At 68.8% G+C, this 2,907-nt stretch carries 1 protein-coding gene; it reads right to left on the bottom strand.

All coding sequences use genetic code 11. The features are described from left to right. On the bottom strand, nt 1-2,906 hold a 2,906-nt coding region (locus AC27IQ_RS21635), incomplete at its 3' end, for an efflux RND transporter permease subunit (RefSeq protein ID WP_487090741.1). Nucleotide 2,907: the final 1 nt, after the last annotated feature.

The following is a 2,907-nucleotide window of genomic DNA, read 5'->3' on the forward strand; positions in this document are numbered from 1 at the left end:
CCCAGCGGCCGGCGCAGCTCGGCCCCCTCGCCCCAGCCCAGCATGAGCGGCAACGCGGCGAACAGCGCGGCCAGCGTGGTCATCAGGATCGGGCGAAAGCGCAGCAGCGCCGCCTGGTGGATGGCCTCTTGCGGGGCCATGCCCTGCTGGCGCTCGGCGTCGATGGCGAAGTCGATCATCATGATCGCGTTCTTCTTGACGATGCCGATCAGCAGGATGATGCCGATGATGCCGATCACCCCCAGGTCGTTGCCCGTCACCATGAGCATCAGCAAGGCCCCCACGCCGGCCGAGGGCAGCGTGGACAGGATGGTCAGCGGGTGGATGTAGCTCTCATACAGCACGCCCAGCACGATGTACACGCACACCATGGCCGCGAGGATGAGCCACAGCTGGCTGGACAGCGATTTTTCGTAGGCGCCCGCTGCCCCGAGGAACTGCATCGACAGCCCCGCCGGCACGCCGATCTCCTGCGCCGCCGCGCGGATGGCATCGACCGCGTTGCCCAGCGACACGCCTTCAGCCCGGTCGAAGCCCAGCGTGGCGGCCGGGTACTGCGCCACGCGGGTGACCTGCAGCGGTGCGAGCTGCTCGCGGATGGTGGCCACGGCGGACAGCGGCGTGGGCGTGCCGCCGCCCGTGCGCAACTGCAGGGTGCCCAGCGCCTCTGGGCTGTCCAGATGCTCCTGCTGCGCCTCCAGGATCACGCGGTACTGGTTGGTCTCGGTGAAGATGGTGGAGACGATGCGTTGGCCGAACGCGCTGTAGAGCGTGTCGTCCACCGAACTGGCCGTGACCGACAGGCGCGAGGCCGTGTTGCGGTCGATGTCCACGTAGGCCGACAGGCCCTGCGCGCCCGCATCCGACGTGGCGTTGCGCACCTGGGGCACCGTGCGCAGGCGCTCCACCAGCTTGTTCGTCCATTCGTTGACCTGCGCCGAATCCACCCCGCCGATCGACAGGCGGTACTCGGTGGGCCCGGTCTCGGCGTCGATGGTCAGGTCCTGCGTGGGCTGCAGGTACAGCGTCACGCCGGCCACGGCGCGCACGCGGTCGCGCAGTCGCTGCATGACGGCCTCCTGCCCGTCGCGGTCGGCATTCAGGTTGATCAGCATGCGCCCGGCGTTCAGCATGGTGTTGTTGGCCGCGTCCACCCCGATGAAGGAGCTGAGCGACTGCACGTCCGGATCGGCCAGGATGGCGCGGGCCGCGGCCTGCTGCAACTCGCTCATGCGGGCGTACGACACGTCCTGCGAGGCCTCCACGCGCGCCTGCAGCTGGCCCGTGTCCTGCGTGGGAAAGAGCCCCTTGGGAATCACCACGTACAGCAGCGCCGTGAGCGCCATCGTGAGCAGCGCCACCACCAGCGTGGCGCCCTGGCGGCGCAGCACCCATTGCAGCCAGATGTCGTAGCGCGCGATCACGCGGTCGAAGCCGCGCTGCACCGCGCCGCCGAAGCCACGCCGCTCGCCGTGCGGCGGCTCGGGTTTCAGCCAGCGCGCCGACATCATGGGCACGAGCGTGAGCGACACCACGGCCGATATCAGGATGGTGAGCGCCAGGGTCACCGCAAACTCGCGGAACAGCCGACCCACCACATCGCTCATGAACAGCAGCGGAATCAGCACCGCGATCAGCGACACCGTGAGCGAGATGATGGTGAAGCCGATCTGCGTGGCGCCCTTGAGCGCGGCCTGGAACGGCGGCTCGCCCTCCTCGATGTAGCGGGCGATGTTCTCGATCATCACGATGGCATCGTCCACCACGAACCCGGTGGCGATGGTGAGCGCCATCAGGCTCAGGTTGTTCAGACTGTAGCCCAGCAGGTACATCACGCCGCAGGTGCCGATGAGCGAGATCGGCACCGCCAGGCTGGCGATCACCGTGGCGCGAAGGCTGTGCAGGAAAAAGAAGATCACCAGCACCACCATCAGCACGGCCAGCACCAGTTCCATCTCCACGTGGTGCACCGATGCGCGGATGCCGGTGGTGCGGTCCGACAGCACCTCCACCTTCAGCGAGGCGGGCAGCCCGGCCTGCAGCTCGGGCAGCTGCTTCTTGATGTTGTCCACCGTGGCGATCACGTTGGCGCCCGGCTGGCGCTGCACATTCAGGATGATGGCCGGGGTCTCGTTGGCCCAGGCGCCCAGGCGGTTGTTCTCGGCGCTGTCCACCACGCGGGCCACGTCGGTCATGCGCACGGGCGCGCCGTTCTTCCAGGTGACGATGAGGTTCTTGTAGTCGGCCACCGTCACCAGCTGGTCGTTGGCGTTGATGCTGTAGGAGCGCTGCGGCCCGTCGAAGCTGCCCTTGGCGCTGTTGGCGTTGGCCGAGGTGATGGCCGTGCGCAAGGTGTCGAGCCCGATGCCGTACGAGGCCAGCGCCTTGGTGTCGGCCTGGATGCGCACGGCCGGCCGCTGCCCGCCGGCCAGGCTGACCAGGCCCACGCCGGGCACCTGGCTCATCTTCTGTGCCAGGCGCGTGTTCACGAGGTTCTGCACTTCGGTGAGCGGCAGCGTGTCGGAGCTGACGGCCAGCGTGAGCACCGGCGCATCGGCCGGGTTCACCTTGGCATACACCGGCGGCGCGGGCAGGTCGGTGGGCAGCAGCGACGATCCGGCGTTGATGGCGGCCTGCACCTCCTGCTCGGCCACGTCGAGCGCCAGCCCCAGGCCGAACTGCAGCGTGACGATGGACACGCCCGAGGCGCTGGTGGACGACATGCGCGCCAGCCCCGGCATCTGCCCGAACTGGCGCTCCAGCGGCGCACTCACGGTGCGGCTCATGACCTCGGGGCTGGCCCCGGGGTAGAGGGTCTGCACCTGGATGGTGGGGTAGTCCACCTCCGGCAGCGCCGACAGGGGCAGCAGCTTGAAGCCGACCAGGCCGGCCAGCACGATGGCCACC

Source organism: Acidovorax sp. KPB24-07 (genome assembly GCF_057543315.1).